General features: G+C 68.6%; 17 protein-coding genes. 12 read left to right on the plus strand and 5 right to left on the minus strand.

Annotation, left to right across the window (positions count from 1 at the left end; translation table 11 throughout):
• Nucleotides 1–20: 20 nt before the first annotated feature.
• From MMSR116_RS19135 to MMSR116_RS19145, 3 genes are all read right to left on the minus strand, one after another.
• On the minus strand, nt 21–1,313 hold the full coding sequence (locus MMSR116_RS19135; RefSeq protein WP_010686948.1) for an O-acetylhomoserine aminocarboxypropyltransferase/cysteine synthase family protein: 1,293 nt from the start codon (nt 1,311–1,313) through the stop codon (nt 21–23).
• Nucleotides 1,314–1,371: 58 nt separating this feature from the next.
• On the minus strand, nt 1,372–1,758 hold the full coding sequence (locus tag MMSR116_RS19140) for a response regulator (RefSeq protein ID WP_010686947.1): 387 nt from the start codon (nt 1,756–1,758) through the stop codon (nt 1,372–1,374).
• 86 nt (nt 1,759–1,844) lie between these two features.
• Nucleotides 1,845–2,501, minus strand: a complete 657-nt coding sequence (locus tag MMSR116_RS19145) for an alpha/beta hydrolase (protein ID WP_010686946.1) — start codon at nt 2,499–2,501, stop codon at nt 1,845–1,847.
• 273 nt (nt 2,502–2,774) lie between these two features.
• Between MMSR116_RS19145 and MMSR116_RS19150 the strand changes: the two genes are divergently transcribed.
• The 11 genes from MMSR116_RS19150 (at nt 2,775) to MMSR116_RS19200 (ending at nt 13,436) form a co-directional block, all read left to right on the plus strand.
• Nucleotides 2,775–3,944: a cysteine desulfurase family protein gene (locus MMSR116_RS19150; protein WP_010686945.1), complete on the plus strand. Its 1,170-nt coding sequence runs from the start codon at nt 2,775–2,777 to the stop codon at nt 3,942–3,944.
• A gap of 69 nt (nt 3,945–4,013) precedes the next feature.
• Nucleotides 4,014–5,483, plus strand: a complete 1,470-nt coding sequence (sufB, locus tag MMSR116_RS19155) for a Fe-S cluster assembly protein SufB (RefSeq protein WP_010686944.1) — start codon at nt 4,014–4,016, stop codon at nt 5,481–5,483.
• A 223-nt stretch (nt 5,484–5,706) separates the two neighbouring features.
• A complete protein-coding gene (gene sufC, locus MMSR116_RS19160; protein WP_010686943.1) occupies nt 5,707–6,459 on the plus strand; it encodes a Fe-S cluster assembly ATPase SufC in 753 nt (250 codons plus the stop codon).
• Between the two features lie 3 nt (nt 6,460–6,462).
• Nucleotides 6,463–7,785, plus strand: coding sequence for a SufB/SufD family protein (locus tag MMSR116_RS19165; protein WP_010686942.1), 1,323 nt, complete (start codon nt 6,463–6,465; stop codon nt 7,783–7,785).
• Between the two features lie 200 nt (nt 7,786–7,985).
• Nucleotides 7,986–9,230 carry a cysteine desulfurase gene (locus MMSR116_RS19170; RefSeq protein WP_039894211.1) on the plus strand — a complete coding sequence of 415 codons (1,245 nt, stop codon included), beginning with the start codon at nt 7,986–7,988 and terminating at the stop codon, nt 9,228–9,230.
• Nucleotides 9,231–9,280: 50 nt separating this feature from the next.
• Nucleotides 9,281–9,664, plus strand: a complete 384-nt coding sequence (locus tag MMSR116_RS19175; protein ID WP_010685953.1) for an SUF system Fe-S cluster assembly protein — start codon at nt 9,281–9,283, stop codon at nt 9,662–9,664.
• A gap of 455 nt (nt 9,665–10,119) precedes the next feature.
• Nucleotides 10,120–10,458, plus strand: a complete 339-nt coding sequence (locus tag MMSR116_RS19180) for a hypothetical protein (protein ID WP_010685952.1) — start codon at nt 10,120–10,122, stop codon at nt 10,456–10,458.
• Nucleotides 10,459–10,725: 267 nt separating this feature from the next.
• Nucleotides 10,726–11,037, plus strand: a complete 312-nt coding sequence (locus tag MMSR116_RS19185) for a hypothetical protein (protein WP_010685950.1) — start codon at nt 10,726–10,728, stop codon at nt 11,035–11,037.
• 284 nt (nt 11,038–11,321) lie between these two features.
• The gene (locus MMSR116_RS19190) at nt 11,322–11,612 is read left to right on the plus strand and encodes a hypothetical protein (protein WP_010685949.1); all 291 of its coding nucleotides are present in this window, start codon (nt 11,322–11,324) and stop codon (nt 11,610–11,612) included.
• A gap of 112 nt (nt 11,613–11,724) precedes the next feature.
• On the plus strand, nt 11,725–12,660 hold the full coding sequence (locus MMSR116_RS19195; protein ID WP_039894209.1) for an ABC transporter ATP-binding protein: 936 nt from the start codon (nt 11,725–11,727) through the stop codon (nt 12,658–12,660).
• 14 nt (nt 12,661–12,674) lie between these two features.
• Nucleotides 12,675–13,436 carry an ABC transporter permease gene (locus MMSR116_RS19200; protein WP_039894235.1) on the plus strand — a complete coding sequence of 254 codons (762 nt, stop codon included), beginning with the start codon at nt 12,675–12,677 and terminating at the stop codon, nt 13,434–13,436.
• Between the two features lie 167 nt (nt 13,437–13,603).
• On the opposite strand, the gene MMSR116_RS19205 is transcribed toward MMSR116_RS19200, so the two are convergent.
• Entirely contained in the window at nt 13,604–14,368 is a 765-nt protein-coding gene (locus tag MMSR116_RS19205; RefSeq protein WP_010685946.1) for an alpha/beta fold hydrolase, read from the minus strand.
• A gap of 116 nt (nt 14,369–14,484) precedes the next feature.
• On the opposite strand from MMSR116_RS19205, the gene MMSR116_RS19210 reads away from it, so the two are divergent.
• Nucleotides 14,485–15,327: an FkbM family methyltransferase gene (locus MMSR116_RS19210; protein WP_010685945.1), complete on the plus strand. Its 843-nt coding sequence runs from the start codon at nt 14,485–14,487 to the stop codon at nt 15,325–15,327.
• Here the strand turns inward: MMSR116_RS19210 and sfsA are convergent.
• Nucleotides 15,314–16,027: a DNA/RNA nuclease SfsA gene (gene sfsA, locus MMSR116_RS19215; protein WP_010685944.1), complete on the minus strand. Its 714-nt coding sequence runs from the start codon at nt 16,025–16,027 to the stop codon at nt 15,314–15,316. The two genes, MMSR116_RS19210 and sfsA, sit on opposite strands and share 14 nt — an antisense overlap.
• Nucleotides 16,028–16,070: the final 43 nt, after the last annotated feature.

Consider the following 16,070-nt stretch of genomic DNA (forward strand, 5'->3'; position numbering starts at 1 on the left):
TAGGGGACCGAGCGCCTCGCTCAGCCCAGCCGGTCCAGCGCCTGCTCGAGATCGGCGATCAGGTCGGCCTCGTTCTCCAACCCGATCGACAGCCGGACCGTCTCCGGCCCCACCTGCGCGGCGGCCTTCTCGTGCTCCGGCAGCTGCCGGTGTGTGGTCGAGGACGGGTGGATCGCCAGCGACTTGATCTCGCCGATGTTCACCAGATGCGAGATCAGCTCGAGCCCGGCGATGAATTGCAGCGCCGCCGGCTCGCCGCCCTTCAGCGCGAAGGTAAAGATCGAGCCCGGCCCCTCGGGCGTGTAGCGGCGGGCGAGGTCCTCCCCGGGTTGGCCCGGCAGCATCGGATAGCTCACCCAGGCCACCGCAGGGTGTTGCTTCAGGAAGGCCGCCACCGCGCGGGCGTTGGCGCAATGCCGCTCCATGCGCAGGGGCAGGGTCTCGACGCCCATGAGCGTGAGGAACGCGTTCATCGGCGACAGGCCGGGCCCCAGGTCGCGCAGGCCGAAAAACCGGCACGCCGCCGCGAAGGGTGTCTCCGGGAAGGCCTCGGTGAGCACCAGCCCGTCGTAATCCGGCCAGGGCTCGGTGATCAGGTTGTAGCCGCCGGCCTGCGCCCAGTCGAACCGGCCGGCGTCGCAGATCACGCCGCCGATGGTCTGGCCGGAGCCGCTGAGGAACTTCGAGGTGGAGTGCCAGACGATGTCGGCGCCGTGCTCGATCGGTCGGATCAGGGCCGGCGAGGCCAGGGTGTTGTCCACGACGAGCGGCAGATTGTGGCGGCGGGCCACGGCGGCGATCCCGTCGAGATCCACCACCGACGCGCAGGGATTCACGATCGATTCGCAGAAGATGGCCCGGCAGTCCGGGGTGATGGCCGCCTCGAAATCCTCCGGGGCCATCCCGCGCGCGAAGCGGGGCTTCAGGTCGTAGCGCCCGTCGAGGCGGCGCATCAGGCCGAGCGACCCGCCGAACAGGCGGGGGGACGCGACATAGGCGTCGCCGCTCTTCAGCAGCGTCATCAGAACCAACTGCATGGCGGACTGTCCGGAGGATACCGCCACGCCCGCCTTCGCGCCCTCCAGGTCGGCGACCCGGCGCTCCAGCGCGGCGACCGTCGGGTTCGATCCGCGGGAGTACGAGAAGCCGGTCCGGCGGCCGGCGAAGATGTCCGCCGCCTGCTCGGTCGAGTCGAAGACGAAACCGTTGGTGAAGTAGATCGGCTGGACCCGCGCCCCCGTGGCGGGATCCGGCGCCGCGCCGGCGTGGATCGCCCGGGTCGCGAAGCGGTGCTGTCGGTTCTGGTCCGTCATGGCTCTCGGTCGGGTGTTCGACGCCCGGACCGGGGTGAGCCCGAGCGGAGTGCCGGCGTCAAGCCGCGCGGCGGACGAAGGCCTGAAGGGTGCGGACCAGCGTCGTCGGCTCATAGGGCTTCGGGATGAACCGCGCCCCCTCCGGCATGTCGTTCGGGCCGGGGGTGCCCATGCCGGACACCACCAGCACCGGGATCGACGGCCAGCGATGCGCCACGAGCCGGGCCAGCGCGAAGCCGTCCATTGAGCCCTGCGGCATGTCGACGTCGGTCATCAGGACGCCGACGTCGTCGCGGTTCTCCAGCACCTTCAGCGCCTTGTCGGCGTGGGTTGCCTCCACCACCGTGAAGCCGGCATCCGCCAGGGTGTCCGACGCCTCCATCAGCAGGAGGCCGTCATCTTCCACCAGCAGCACGACGGGATGGTCGGATGGGCTCTCTGACATCAGACCTGCGAGGTTGGATCTCAATTCCGGAGCCCGCGCCCTATTCCTCCGGGGCTCCCCGCGTCAAGGCGCGGGGCCCGGCTGCGTCAGGCTGCCTCTTCGCGCTTGCCGAGGCGCTTGTCGAGGTACGTGTCCACCGTCTGGGTCAGTTCCTCGACCTTGCCGTCGAAGAAGTGGTTCGCCCCCTCGACCATCTGATGCTCGATGATGACGCCCTTCTGCGTCTTCACCTTCTCGATCACCGGCATGACCTCGCGGGCGGGCGCGACTCGGTCCTCGGAGCCGTGCACGAACAGGCCGGAGGAGGGGCACGGGGCCAGGAAGGTGAAGTCGTAGCGATTCGCCATGGCGGCGATGGAGATGAAGCCCTCGATCTCGGGACGGCGCATCAGGAGCTGCATGCCGATCCACGAACCGAAGGAGACGCCCGCGATCCAGCAGGACTTCGCCTCCGGATTGACCGACTGCACCCAGTCGAGCGCCGCGGCGGCGTCGGACAACTCGCCCGAGCCGTGGTCGAACGACCCCTGGCTGCGCCCGACCCCGCGGAAATTGAAGCGCAGGGCTGCAAAGCCGCGATTGGCGAAGGTGTAAAAAAGATTGTACACGATTTGATTGTTCATCGTGCCCCCGAATTGCGGGTGGGGGTGCAGGATGATGGCGATCGGCGCGCCGCGCTTCTTGGGGGCTTGGTAACGGCCTTCCAGGCGGCCGGCCGGGCCGGTGAAGATGACTTCGGGCATCGCTCGTCTCTCACTCCGGAGTTCGTCCGCCGGACGATCGATACGGCGGCGCAGCAGCCTTGACTCGTCGCGCCCGCACCATAAAAGCACTCTTAGAACAGTTCTAGGCGATTAGAACTGTTCTAAAGAAGGCGGCCGATACGTCTCGTTGGCTGCCGCGCCGGCCGCGCCCGGTCGGCGGGATCTCATTCTCTCGGCGCGCCTTAGCACGGCGAGCCGGTGCGCGGGCAAGGAATTGTGACGCGCCGCAGCAAAGGGCTTAACGGAACGCGGATGAGCCGGGCACGCGCCTACCTCGACTACAATGCGACTGCGCCGGTCCGGCCGGCTGTCGCCGAGGCAGTGGCGCGCGCCCTGATGCTCCCCGGCAATCCGTCCTCGATCCATCAGGAGGGTCGCGCCGCCCGGGCCGCGCTGGAGGCCGCCCGCAGCGACGTCGCGGCCCTCGTCACCGCGCGGCCGGAGCAGGTGGTCTTCACCAGCGGCGGGACCGAGGCGGCGAACGCGGCCCTGTCCGGGGCCTTGCGCCGCCGCGGCGTGCCGGTTCCGACGCGGCTGCTTCACGCGGCGACGGAGCACCCGTGCGTCGCGTCCGGCCACCGGTTCCCCGAAGCGGCCGTCGAGGAAGTGCCGGTCACCGCCGACGGTGTGATCGACCTCGGCGCCCTGGAGGCGCGTCTTGCCGCCCTGGCCCACGAGACCCTGCTTGTCTCCGTGCACGCCGCCAACAACGAGACCGGCGCGGTCCAGCCGCTGGCGCAGATCGGGGCCTTGGCGCGGTCGCACGGGCGGACGCTCGTCCACAGCGATGCGGTCCAGGCAGCCGGCAAGATCCCCCTCGACATGGCTGCGCTCGGCCTCGACGCGCTCACCCTGTCGGGCCACAAGTTCGCGGCGCCGAAGGGCGTCGGCGCACTGGTGCTCGCGGAGGGCGTCGCGCTGGAGAGCGCCTTCCTGCGCGGCGGCGGCCAGGAGCGCCGGCAGCGCTGCGGCACGGAGTGCCTGCCGGCGATCGTCGGGATGGGCGAGGCCGCGCGGATCGCCCGCGAGGCCCTCGGGCAGGAGGCCGCGCGCCTGTCGGACCTGCGCGACCGGATCGAGGCCGGCGTGCGGGCGCTCGCGCCCGACGCGGTGGTGTTCGCCGCCGGGGCGCCGCGCCTGCCCAACACCCTGAGCTTCTCGGTCCCGGGCCTCGACGCGCCCGCGGCCCTGATCGCCCTCGACCTCGCCGGCGTGGCGGTGTCGTCGGGCTCGGCCTGCTCGTCGGGCAAGGTCGCGCGCTCGGCGACGCTGGCCGCCATGGGCGTGGATGCGGATCTCGCCGGGGGGGCGCTGCGCGTCAGCCTCGGCTGGAACACGGTGGACGAGGAGGTGGCATGCTTCCTCGACGCCTTCGAACGGGCCTTGCAGCCCCTATATAGACGGCGAGGACAGGCGGCCTGAGCGCCGCAGCCCCCGCTTTCCGACAGACGCTTCCCGGTCCTTGACGCCGGAGATGCCTAGGAGACGCTGATGCCTGCTGTGCAGGAAACCATCGACCGGGTCCGCTCGATCGACCTCGACCAGTACAAGTACGGGTTCGAGACGACGATCGAGATGGAGAAGTCCGAGAAGGGCATCTCCGAGGACGTCGTCCGCTTCATCTCCGCCAAGAAGAACGAGCCCGCGTGGCTTCTGGAGTGGCGCCTCGACGCCTACCGGCGCTGGCTGACCATGAAGGAGCCGGAATGGGCCCGCGTCTCCTACGACAAGGTCGACTACAACGACATCTACTACTACGCCGCCCCGAAGCGGCAGGGGCCGGAATCGCTCGACGAGATCGATCCCGAGATCCTGAAGACCTACGAGAAGCTCGGCATCCCGCTGCGTGAGGTCGAGGTGCTGGAGGGCATCGCGCCGGAGCGCCGCGTCGCGGTCGACGCGGTGTTCGACTCGGTCTCGGTGGCCACGACCTTCAAGAAGGAGCTGGAGAAGGCCGGCGTGATCTTCATGCCGATCTCCGAGGCCGTGCGCGAGCATCCCGAGCTGGTGCAGAAGTACCTCGGCTCGGTCGTGCCGGTGACCGACAACTTCTTCGCGACGCTGAACTCGGCCGTCTTCTCCGACGGGTCGTTCGTCTACATCCCGCCGGGCGTGCGCTGCCCGATGGAGCTGTCCACCTATTTCCGCATCAACGAGCGCGACACCGGCCAGTTCGAGCGCACGTTGATCATCGCCGACAAGGGCTCCTACGTCTCGTACCTGGAGGGCTGCACCGCCCCGAAGCGCGACGACAACCAGCTCCACGCCGCGGTGGTCGAGCTGGTCGCCCTGGACGATGCCGAGATCAAGTACTCGACGGTCCAGAATTGGTACCCGGGCGACAACGACGGCAAGGGCGGCATCTACAACTTCGTCACGAAGCGCGGCGATTGCCGTGGCGCCCGCTCGAAGATCTCGTGGACGCAGGTCGAGACCGGCTCGGCGATCACCTGGAAGTACCCGTCCTGCATCCTGCGCGGCGACGATTCCCGCGGCGAGTTCTACTCGATCGCGGTGTCGAACGGCATGCAGCAGGTCGATTCCGGGACCAAGATGATCCATCTCGGCAAGAACACCACGAGCCGGATCATTTCGAAGGGCATCTCGGCCGGCCGGTCGCAGAACACCTACCGAGGCCTCGTCTCGGCGCACCGGAAGGCCAAGGGCGCGCGCAACTTCACGAACTGCGATTCCCTGCTAATCGGCGATCAGTGCGGCGCGCACACCGTGCCGTACATCGAGTCGAAGAATGCCTCGGCCGTGTTCGAGCACGAAGCCACCACCTCGAAGATCTCCGAGGAGCAGAAGTTCTACTGCCAGCAGCGCGGCCTCTCCGAGGAGGAGGCGACCGCGCTCATCGTCAACGGCTTCGTCCGGGACGTGCTGCAGCAGCTGCCCATGGAGTTCGCCGTCGAGGCCCAGAAGCTGATTTCGATCAGCCTGGAAGGCTCGGTGGGCTAAGGGCCCTCGGCGGGTGTGTGCATCTTCCCTCCCCCTTGCGGGGAGGGGCAGGGGTGGGGGTGGTGCCGGATAAAGCGCGGCGTTGCCTTCTGCTCCACCCCCACCTCCCGCTCCTCCCCACAAGGGGGAGGAGAGCGCGTCGCGCTTCGTCACGCCGGGTTGCGTGACCAGCGAGGGCTTGGGGCAGGGGACAATCAGCGAATTCGAACAGGACTACCAAGACATGCTGGAAATCAAGAACCTCGTCGTGCAGATCGAGGACAACCGCATCCTGAACGGCCTGAACCTGACCGTGAACGACGGCGAGGTCGCGGCGATCATGGGCCCGAACGGCTCGGGCAAGTCGACGCTCTCCTACGTCATCGCCGGCAAGGAGGATTACGAGGTTCTCGACGGCGAGATCCTGCTCGACGGGCAGAACGTGCTGGAGATGGCCGCCGACGAGCGCGCCGCGGCCGGCATCTTCCTGGCTTTCCAGTACCCGCTGGAGATCCCCGGCGTCGGCACCATGACCTTCCTCAAGGCCTGCCTGAACGCGCAGCGCAAGGCGCGCGGCGAGGCCGAGCTGTCGACCCCGGACTTCATCCGCGCGGTGAACGGCGCCGCCGACAAGCTCGAGATCAACAAGGAGATGCTCAAGCGCGCGCTCAACGTCGGCTTCTCCGGCGGCGAGAAGAAGCGCATGGAGATCCTCCAGATGGCGCTGCTGCAGCCGAAGTTCTGCGTCCTCGACGAGACCGATTCCGGCCTCGACATCGACGCCCTGCGCATTGTCTCCGAGGGCGTGAACGCGCTCCGCGCCCAGGGCCGCTCGTTCCTGGTGATCACCCACTACCAGCGGCTGCTCAACCACATCGTGCCCGACACCGTGCACGTCATGTCGAAGGGTCAGATCGTGAAGACCGGCGGCAAGGAGCTCGCCCTCGAGCTCGAGGCCTCGGGCTACGCGGAGTACCGCACCGGGGAGGCGGCCTGAGCCATGGCCGACGTCACCAACCTCCGCTCCCCCGCCGAGGCCGGCCTGTCGAAGCTGTTCGAGACCGCCCGGCAGAGTTTCGCCAGCGAGAAGGCGATCGCCCGCGAGGAGGCCTTCCGCTTCTTCGAGGCGACCGGCCTGCCGAGCCGGCGGGTCGAGGCCTTCAAGTACACCGACCTGCGCGCCGCCATCACGGAGGCCGCGCCCCCGGCCGAGGCGCCGAGCCTCGACGACGCGAAGGCGGCCGTCACCGGTGCGAAGGGCTTCTCCGGCATCGAGGCCGCGCGCCTCACCTTCGTGAACGGCCATCTCGTCCGCGAGCTGTCGGATCTCGACCGGATCCCCGAGGGCGTCACGGTCGTCCCGATGTCCGAGGCGCTGACCCGGGCCCATGTCGACCTGAAGCAGCTCGCCCCGGTGCCGCAGGCCCGCGATAACCCGGTCTACCAGCTCAACACGGCCTTCCTGGCGGACGGCGCGCTGATCACGGTGGCGCCGGGCGCGAAGCCGGCGCGGCCGCTGCACCTGCGCTTCGTCGGCACCGGGAACACGCCGTTCTCGACGGCCACCCGCGTGCTGGTTCAGATCGGCGAGGGCGCGGAGTTCGGCCTGCTGGAGAGCCACGAGGGACCGGACGGGCTCACCTGCCAGCCGAACGACGCGCTCGACGTGGTGGTCGGCCCGAAGGCCGCCTTCCGGCATACCCGCCTGAATACGGAGGGCGACGCCACCATCGCGCTCTCGACGCTGTCGCTGAAGGTCGAGGCCGAGGGTCAGGTCGAGACCGTCAATCTCGTGACCGGAGCGGTGCTGTCGCGCCACCAGATCTTCGTCCACGTCGCGGGCGAGGATACCAACGTCGTGGTCAACGGCGCCGCCATGCTGCGCAAGGGCCAGCTCGCCGACTCGACATTGCTCGCCGATCACGCCGCCGTCGGGGGCGTCGGCCGCGAGCAGTTCAAGTGGATCATCGACGGCGACGCCACCGGCGTGTTCCAGGGCAAGATCATCGTGCGTCAGGCCGCGCAACAGACCGACGGCAAGATGAAGTCGGACTGCCTCCTCCTCACCGACGAGGGGCAGATGATGAACAAGCCGGAGCTGGAGATCTTCGCCGACGACGTCGCCTGCGGCCACGGGGCCACCTGCGGCGCCCCAGACGAGGACCTGCTGTTCTACCTCATGGCCCGCGGCCTGCCGCGTGCGACCGCCGAGAGCCTGCTCGTGCAGGCCTTCGTCGGCGAGGCCGTGGAGGCGGTCACGCACGAGGGCGCCCGCGCGGCACTGATCGGCGAGATCGAGGCCTGGCTGACGGCGCGGAGCTGACGCTGACTCAACCCTCCCCCTTGCGGGGGAGGGTGCCGAACGGAGTGAGGCGGGAGAGGGGAGCGACGGTGCAGAACGAGGCTATGTTCTCGACACCCGCTCAGTCCTTTTTCGGCGGCCGGGCTCCCCTCTCCCGACCCTCGCTGACGCGAGGGCCACCTCCCCCGCAGAGGGGGAGGGAGATCCGTGAGCGTGACCCGATGAACGCACCCGTCCTCACCCCAACCTACGACGTCGAGGCGATCCGCAGGGATTTCCCGATCCTGGGCCAGCAGGTCTACGGCAAGCCGCTCGTCTACCTCGACAACGCCGCCTCCGCGCAGAAGCCCCGGCAGGTGATCGACGCGATGGTCTCCTGCATGGAGACCGGCTACGCCAACGTCCACCGCGGCCTTCACTACATGGCGAACGCCGCCACCGAGGGCTTCGAGGGCGCGCGCGAGACCACGCGCCAGTTCCTCAACGCCGCCTCGACGGACGAGATCATCTTCACCCGCAACGCCACCGAGGCCTACAACCTCGTGGCCTCGTCGATGGGCTGGGCCGGCCTGATCGGGGAGGGGGACGAGATCATCCTCTCGATCATGGAGCACCACTCCAACATCGTGCCCTGGCACTTCCTGCGCGAGCGCCGGGGCGCCGTGATCAAGTGGGCGCCGGTGGACGACCAGGGCAATTTCCTGGTGGAGGAGTACGAGAAGCTGTTCTCGCCCCGGACCAAGATGGTGGCGATCACCCACATGTCGAACGTGCTCGGCACGGTGACGCCGGCCGCCGAGATCGTTCGGATCGCCCACGCCCACGGCGTGCCGGTTCTGCTCGACGGGGCGCAGAGTGCCGTGCACACGCCCGTCGACGTGCGGGCGCTGGATTGCGACTTCTTCGTCTTCACCGGCCACAAGGTCTACGGTCCGACCGGCATCGGCGTGCTGTACGGGAAAAAGGAATGGCTGGACCGCCTGCCGCCCTACCAGGGAGGCGGCGAGATGATCCGGACAGTCGCTGAGAACGCGATCACCTACAACGACCCGCCGCACAAGTTCGAGGCCGGCACCCCGGCGATCATCGAGGCGGTCGGACTCGGCGCCGCCCTCGAGTACATGATGACGCTCGGGCGCGACGCGATCGCCGCCCACGAGGCGAAGCTGACGGCCTACGCGCAGGAGCGGCTCGGGGCGATGAATTCCCTGCGCCTGATCGGCACCGCGCCCGGCAAGGGCGGTGTGATCGCCTTCGAGATGAAGGGGGCGCACGCCCACGACATCGCCACGGTGATCGACCGGCAGGGGGTCGCCGTGAGGGCCGGGACGCATTGCGCCATGCCGCTGCTCCAGCGGTTCGGCGTTACCTCGACCTGCCGCGCCTCGTTCGGGCTGTATAACACCACCGCCGAGATCGATGCCCTTGCCGAGGCGCTCGGCAGAGCAGAGATGCTGTTCACCTGATACGGGGATGAGGCTGGTCCCGCCTGTGCGGGCCCGGGGAGAGTGAAGCGATGAGCACCGACGCAACCATCACGGGCGGCATGAACGCCCCCGCCGTCGCCGGCGACTCGACGATCCCGCAGGCGGAGCTCGACCGCCTGACCGACGACATCGTCGCGGCGCTGAAGACCGTCTACGATCCCGAGATCCCGGCCGACATCTACGAGCTCGGCCTGATCTACAAGGTCGATATCGGGGACGACCGCAATGTCGCGATTGACATGACCCTCACGGCGCCCGGCTGCCCCGTGGCGGGCGAGATGCCCGGCTGGGTCGAGAACGCGGTGTCCGCCGTCCCAGGCGTGCAGTCCTGCGCGGTCACGATGGTGTTCGATCCGCCGTGGGACCAGAGCCGCATGTCGGACGAGGCTCGCGTCGCGCTCGACATGTGGTAGTCCGGCCTCCGGGGAGCGGGCGTCCCGGCTTGAGGGCGACGGCGTCGTAGATGTCGGCCAAGGGTTGGCCAAGGCGAAGCGGGCGCTGGCGCCCGTCGTCATCGTCGCGTGAGGGGCCGGCAGGCCGTCGACGAGGTCGTAGAGCCCGTCCTGACCGAGCGGCCAGGGGAAGAATTCGTCCGCGGTCCTGCGCGCTATCGGAGGACAGGCCGAACGTGCTCCGCGGGGAGCTGAGGCACGTGGGCATCGGCTCGGGAAGACTAGGCAACCGATACTGAAGATGACGGATGGACGCCGCAGGTTACAGGCAGCGTTCCGCGACGTTCTCAATCCTGCAGGCAATCTGGGGACAGCGTCCATCGACGGAGCCGTTAAGGCCGCGCTAACCACGCGGGCGCAGATCAGGTCTTGCCGCTTCGGCGCGGCGCCCTCCCTGACGCAGCTGGTGGAATCGAATGGCTTCGGGCTACGTGGTCGCGGCGTTCCTGGAGGCGGCCGGGCTGATCGGCCTCGTGATCGCCGCCATCAAGATCCGTGCGGAGCGGCAGGCGAAGGTGGCCGAACTCCGAAGCTATCTCCGATCCGGACAGATCGCTCCGTCCGCCGCCAACCCGCTTGGGTCGCCGCGAATAGCGGGTTCGGGCGGACGCGTGGTCGCGGTCCCCTTCGCGCCCGACCAGACCCGGACGTTGGACGCGCAGGTCTCGGCCGCCCGCTCGGCCCTGCGCCGCGCGATCACCCCCGGCGAACGCAGGGTGCGCGCCCATCTCGGCGCCGCCGTCAGCGCAGGATGATGTCCAGTCCGCTGCCGAACAGGACGACGGCGCTGAGCGTGAGCATGAACTTCAGATCTTCGATGCGGGCGCTCATGATCAGACCTTCGTGGACGTCAGCTTCGTTGCTGCTTGGGTAACGCATCATCACCCCATTAACGGATTTTTCGCGAGTCCTTTCAGCTTCCGTTAGGGATTTACAGACCGCTTCTGTTCATTAAGGTTGTTGAACGGTTAAGATTACGGTCGGCCGTTTTCCGGCGATCTCCCACGGGAAGGTTCCACGTCATGGATCAAGGGCGGACCGGCCCGGTGGCGCGCGGGATCGACTGGCTGTTTCGCGACCGGACGACAGGCGCCATCACGATCGCGCAGTGGCCGAACCTGCCGCTGTGGCTGTTCGGCGGCTTGACCCTGGCCGCGTGGAGCTCGGGCGGAACGGGTTCGCTCGCGTCCTGGCTCTCGGTCGGAGCCGATCTGGCCCTGACATGGTGGGCCCTCGATGAGTTGCTCCGCGGCGTGAATCCGTGGCGTCGCTTCCTCGGCGCCGCGACGCTCGTCGGCTTGGTCGCGCTCATCACGCTTCGGCGAGCAGCGTAGGATGCGGTCAGTCCGGTCGCGCAACCCCGATGACAGGATCGTCGCGTCCTATTCGGTCCATAACGGGCGACACGCAGATCGATACTGACTTCACCGCCTTGAAGCCGTGGCTTTCGACGTATGCAGACGACCGGTTCGACCCGTCCGACAACGGTACGAACATAACGGTAGGTTGCAGCCGAGCGGAATTTGTGAATGGTCGCGCTTGGCGCCGCTCGGAGCGGGACAGGTCTGCCGGGAAGCGATTTCCGGCGACGGGCTGAAGGAACGATGTTGAAGGAATCATGACGGACGCGGGTGGATCCGATCTGAAGAAGGCCGCTGCGGACGAGCGTGAGCGGCTGCTCGGAGAGATCGCCGGTGCGCTCAATATTCCGGTGATGGCCTTCCGGAGCCGGGTCTCATGGGCAGACGGCGCCACCGGGCCGAGCGCGTCGGAATGCGCGGCCCTGTTGGCGGCCTTCTCGCGCATCGCCGATCCCGAGCGCCGCAGCGCGTGCCTGGCGCTGGTAGAAGGTTTCGGAGAGTCGTCGGACTGTGGCGTCGCGGTGCGTCCGCGCACATCGGACCCGTGAGTGTTGGGTGCGCCGCGTGCTATAGGCCCGGCCGCGCCCGATGCGGGCCGCGCCGTCTGCTCACCCGAGCGGAGACGGGCGAGGCCGCGCTAGCCTCCGCTGATCCCAGGCCCTGATGCCGATCATTGCCATCTCGAAGCTGTCGAAGACCTACACGTCCGGCTTCACCGCCCTGCGGGACATCGACCTCGCCATCGAGCGCGGCGAGATCTTCGCGCTGCTGGGCCCGAACGGCGCCGGCAAGTCGACCCTGATCAACATCGTCTGCGGCATCGTCACGCCGAGTTCCGGCACGGTTCTGGTCGACGGGCACGACATCGCGGGCGATTACCGCGCGGCCCGCCGGGCAATCGGCCTCGTGCCGCAGGAACTGACCACCGACGCCTTCGAGACGGTGGTCAACACGGTCAGCTTCTCCCGGGGTCTCTTCGGGCTTCGGCCAGACCCGGGCCATATCGAGCGGATCCTGCGGGCGCTGTCCCTGTGGGAGAAGCGCGACAGCCGCCTGATGACCCTGTCGGGCGGCATGAAGCGCCGGGTGCTGATCGCCAAGGCGCTGTCGCACGAGCCCCGGGTGCTGTTCCTCGACGAGCCCACCGCGGGCGTCGACGTGGAGCTGCGCCAGGACATGTGGCGGCTCGTGCGCGAGCTGCGCCAGCAGGGCGTCACCGTCATCCTGACCACGCACTACATCGAGGAGGCCGAGGAGATGGCGGACCGCATCGGCGTGATCCGCCGGGGCGAGATCATCCTGGTGGAGGAGAAGGCCGCGCTGATGCGCAAGCTCGGGCGCAAGCAGCTGACGCTGCATCTCCAGCAGCCGATCCAGGCCATACCGCCGGAGCTGTCCGATTTCGAACTGGCCCTTGCGGGCAACGGAAGCGAGCTGGTCTACACCTACGACACGCGGGCCGAGCGCACCGGCATCACCGGGCTGCTCACGGGACTCGCCGCGGCGGGGATCCGCTTCAACGACCTCCATACCCAGCAGAGTTCGCTGGAGGACATCTTCGTGGGCCTCGTCCGCGAGGAGGGAGCATCGGCATGAGCGCGGCCTTCAGCATGAACTGGCCGGCGGTCCGGGCCATCTACCTGTTCGAGATGGGCCGCTTCTGGCGCACCGCCGGCCAGAGCATCCTGGCGCCGGTCATCTCCACGACCCTCTACTTCGTGGTGTTCGGCGCGGCGATCGGCTCCCGGGTCTCGGCGGTGGACGGCGTGCCCTACGGGCTGTTCATCGTGCCCGGCCTGATCATGCTCTCACTGCTGACGCAGAGCATCTCCAACGCCTCGTTCGGCATCTACTTCCCGCGCTTCGCCGGCACGATCTACGAGATCCTCTCGGCGCCGATCTCGCCGCTCGAGGTGGTGCTGGGCTTCGTCGGGGCGGCGGCCTCGAAGTCGATCCTGATCGGCCTGATCATCCTGGCGACCTCCGCGCTGTTCGTGCCGCTGCGGATCGATCATCCGCTCTGGATGATCGGCTTCCTGCTGCTGACCGCGGTGACGTTCAGCCTGTTCGGCTTCGTCATCGGCCTCTGGGCGGACGGATTCGAGAAGCTGCAGCTGGTGCCACTCCTCGTGGTGACACCCCTGACATTCCTGGGCGGCAGCTTCTACGCCATCGGCATGCTGCCGCCGTTCTGGCACGCGGTGAGCCTGCTCAACCCGGTCGTATACCTGATCAGCGGCTTCCGCTGGGCGTTCTTCGGCAGCGCCGATGTCAGCATCGCCATCAGCCTCGGCATGACCGCCCTGTTCCTGTGCGTCTGCCTCGGTCTCGTCACCTACATCTTCCGCACCGGCTACCGGCTCAAGAGCTGACACCGAAACCGTTTGAACGGTTCGGGGGACGCATCCCCCGCCATCACGAGCAAGGCGAAGTGACCCAGGGCCGCGCGAGCTTGGTGAGCGTGGCGCCGCCTGGATTGCTTCGCTTCACACGCCAGGACGGCGGTGCGGCAGCGATCAACCGCACCTGGTATGACGCGTCAGGGCTGCGCCGCGAGAAACGCCAGCACGCCATCCCGGTGCGGCTTGGCGCCGACCGCGGTGGAGTGGTCCTTGCCGTCGATCTCCAGCGCCCGCGCGTCCGGGATCAGGGCGGCGAGCGCCGGCCCGGAACCCGCGACCGTGTCGAGGGTGCCCACCGAGACGAGGACCGGCACCTCGATCTGGCCGAGTTCGGCCCGGCTCAGCGTCTGGCGCGAGCCGCGCATGCAGGCAGCGAGCGCCCGCAGGTCGCTGCGGGTCTGCTCGGCGAACATGCGGAAGGCGGCGGCGGTCGGGTTCGGGGCGGGCGTGCCGGCGGGCGCCTCCAGCGCCTCGGCGATGCCGGACGGCAGGCCCTTGCCTTCGACCAGATGCATCCCGAGACCGCCGATCAGCGCCGAGCGAACCCTGTCCGCGTGGTCGAGGGCGATATGGGCGGTGATCCGCCCGCCCATCGAGTAGCCCATGATGTGGGCGCGTTCGATGCCGAGATGGTCGAGCAGCCGGATCGCGTCGCCCGCCATGGCCTCCGAGCTGTAGGCGGCCGGATCGTAGAGCTTCTCGCTCTCGCCGTGGCCGCGATTGTCCAGCGCGATCGCCCGGTAGCCGGCCTGCGTGAGGGCCTTCACCCACTGCGTGTTGACCCAGTTGACGGCATGGTTCGACGCGAAACCGTGGATCAGCAGGATCGGCTTGCCGGCCCCGTCCGCCGGCGGGACGTCGATATAGGCGATCCGCACGCCGTCGGAATTGAAGGACTCCATGCCGCGCAACCTGTGTTCCTGAAGCTCGGCCACGGCTTAGACCACGCGGGCGCGCCGGGGCAACGCGGATCGATCCGCTTGCGGGTCGGAGCGCCGGCTGGCAAACCGCCCCGGTCATGACGGACACCCAGCCCTACGGCACCTATGAACCGTCCGGCCTCGTGGCGGCGATCACCCGCCGCACGAACCGGATCCCGGCCGAGTCCTGGTACGGACGGCGTCTCGCGCTGTTCCTGCGCCGGATCGCCATCGCGCGCCTCGGCGGCAAGCCCCTCGACGTGACCCGCTACGGCGCGCGGATGCGGCTGCACCCGTACAACAACAATTGCGAGAAGAAGGTACTGTTCACGCCGCAATTCTTCGATCCGGAGGAGCGCGCGCTCCTGCAGGAACGGCTGCCGGACGATTGCGTCTTCCTCGACATCGGCGCGAATATCGGCGCGTACGCCCTGTGCGTCGCGGCCTTCTCGGGCCCAGCCGCCCGGATCGTCGCGGTCGAGCCGCAGCCCGACGTGTTCAACCGCCTGACCTACAACATCGCCCAGAACCCGTTCCACACGGTGAAGGCGGTGGCCTGTGCGGTGGCCGACAAGGCCGGCGAACTCACGCTGTTCATCGATCCCCGCAACCGCGGCGAGTCGAGCCTGCGCATCGTCGGCACCAACGAGGGGGCGCGCATCACCGTGCCGGCGGTGCCGCTCCTCGATCTCCTGCGCCGCGAGGGTCTGACCCGGGTCGACGCCATCAAGCTCGACGTGGAAGGCGCGGAGGACCTGATCCTGGAGCCGTTCCTCCGCGAGGCGCCGGAGTCCCTGCTGCCCAAGATCCTGTTGATCGAGAACGGCACCGGGCAGTGGCAGCTCGACCTGCCCACGCACCTCGAAGGCTACGGCTATCGCGAGATCTCGCGCTCGCGGCTGAACCTGATGTTCGAGCGGTCTGCAGTCAGGCCGGCGTGATCACAGGGATTGCATCGCTGACGGCCACACCCTCCGGCCCGACGGCGCATCGATAGGCCCGGACCTCCACGCCGGCGGCCCGCGCCTCCCGGAAGGCACGGTCGAAGACGGGGTCGATGTCCCGGGCGACGTCGAAGGCCTCCGCGTGCATCTGCACGACGATCACCACCAGAGCCCGTCCGCCCTCGGCGACGACCTGGGCCAGATCCCGCATGTGGCGGGCGCTGCGGGCGGCCTTGCAGTCGGGAAACTCCGCCAGACCCGCTTGGCGCATCAGGTGGCAGTTCTTGACCTCCACATGGCAGGGACCGCCCTCCGCGCCGCTGGCCAGGAAGTCGACCCGGCTCGCCTGCGCGTAGCGGACCTCGGGCTTGAGCGTGTCGTGACCGGCCAGCGCCGTGATGATGCCGGCCCGGAAGGCCTCGGCCACCAGGGCGTTCGGGCGCAGCGTGTTGATGCCGACCCATTGCGGGCCACCGGGCAGATCCGCCTCCACCAGCTCCCAGGTCAACGGCAGCTTGCGCGCCGGATTGGTCGAGCGGGAGAGCAGCACCCGCGCGCCCGGCGCATTCAGCCCGAGCATCGCGCCGGGGTTGGGGCAGTGCACGGTGACGCGGCCCTCCTCGGTCTCGATGTCGGCCAGGAAGCGCTTGTAGCGCTGCACCAGCCGTCCCGGCACCAGCGGCGCGACGAACTGCATCGGGTCCTCGGGGTTCACGTAGTCGTGGGCTGCGGTCGCGCTA

The sequence above is a fragment of the Methylobacterium mesophilicum SR1.6/6 genome (assembly GCF_000364445.2).
GTDB lineage: Bacteria > Pseudomonadota > Alphaproteobacteria > Rhizobiales > Beijerinckiaceae > Methylobacterium > Methylobacterium mesophilicum_A.

Coding starts and splice junctions, on each gene's coding strand:
- sufC (WP_010686943.1), top strand. CDS start 5,707: ATGCTGGAAATCAAGAACCTCGTCGTGCAGATCGAGGACAACCGCATC.
- MMSR116_RS19205 (WP_010685946.1), bottom strand. CDS start 14,368: ATGGAGTCCTTCAATTCCGACGGCGTGCGGATCGCCTATATCGACGTC.
- MMSR116_RS19200 (WP_039894235.1), top strand. CDS start 12,675: ATGAACTGGCCGGCGGTCCGGGCCATCTACCTGTTCGAGATGGGCCGC.
- MMSR116_RS19145 (WP_010686946.1), bottom strand. CDS start 2,501: ATGCCCGAAGTCATCTTCACCGGCCCGGCCGGCCGCCTGGAAGGCCGT.
- MMSR116_RS19185 (WP_010685950.1), top strand. CDS start 10,726: ATGGATCAAGGGCGGACCGGCCCGGTGGCGCGCGGGATCGACTGGCTG.
- MMSR116_RS19175 (WP_010685953.1), top strand. CDS start 9,281: ATGAGCACCGACGCAACCATCACGGGCGGCATGAACGCCCCCGCCGTC.
- MMSR116_RS19140 (WP_010686947.1), bottom strand. CDS start 1,758: ATGTCAGAGAGCCCATCCGACCATCCCGTCGTGCTGCTGGTGGAAGAT.
- MMSR116_RS19190 (WP_010685949.1), top strand. CDS start 11,322: ATGACGGACGCGGGTGGATCCGATCTGAAGAAGGCCGCTGCGGACGAG.
- MMSR116_RS19135 (WP_010686948.1), bottom strand. CDS start 1,313: ATGACGGACCAGAACCGACAGCACCGCTTCGCGACCCGGGCGATCCAC.
- MMSR116_RS19165 (WP_010686942.1), top strand. CDS start 6,463: ATGGCCGACGTCACCAACCTCCGCTCCCCCGCCGAGGCCGGCCTGTCG.
- MMSR116_RS19180 (WP_010685952.1), top strand. CDS start 10,120: ATGGCTTCGGGCTACGTGGTCGCGGCGTTCCTGGAGGCGGCCGGGCTG.
- sufB (WP_010686944.1), top strand. CDS start 4,014: ATGCCTGCTGTGCAGGAAACCATCGACCGGGTCCGCTCGATCGACCTC.
- MMSR116_RS19150 (WP_010686945.1), top strand. CDS start 2,775: ATGAGCCGGGCACGCGCCTACCTCGACTACAATGCGACTGCGCCGGTC.
- MMSR116_RS19170 (WP_039894211.1), top strand. CDS start 7,986: ATGAACGCACCCGTCCTCACCCCAACCTACGACGTCGAGGCGATCCGC.
- sfsA (WP_010685944.1), bottom strand. CDS start 16,027: ATGCAGTTCGTCGCGCCGCTGGTGCCGGGACGGCTGGTGCAGCGCTAC.
- MMSR116_RS19210 (WP_010685945.1), top strand. CDS start 14,485: ATGACGGACACCCAGCCCTACGGCACCTATGAACCGTCCGGCCTCGTG.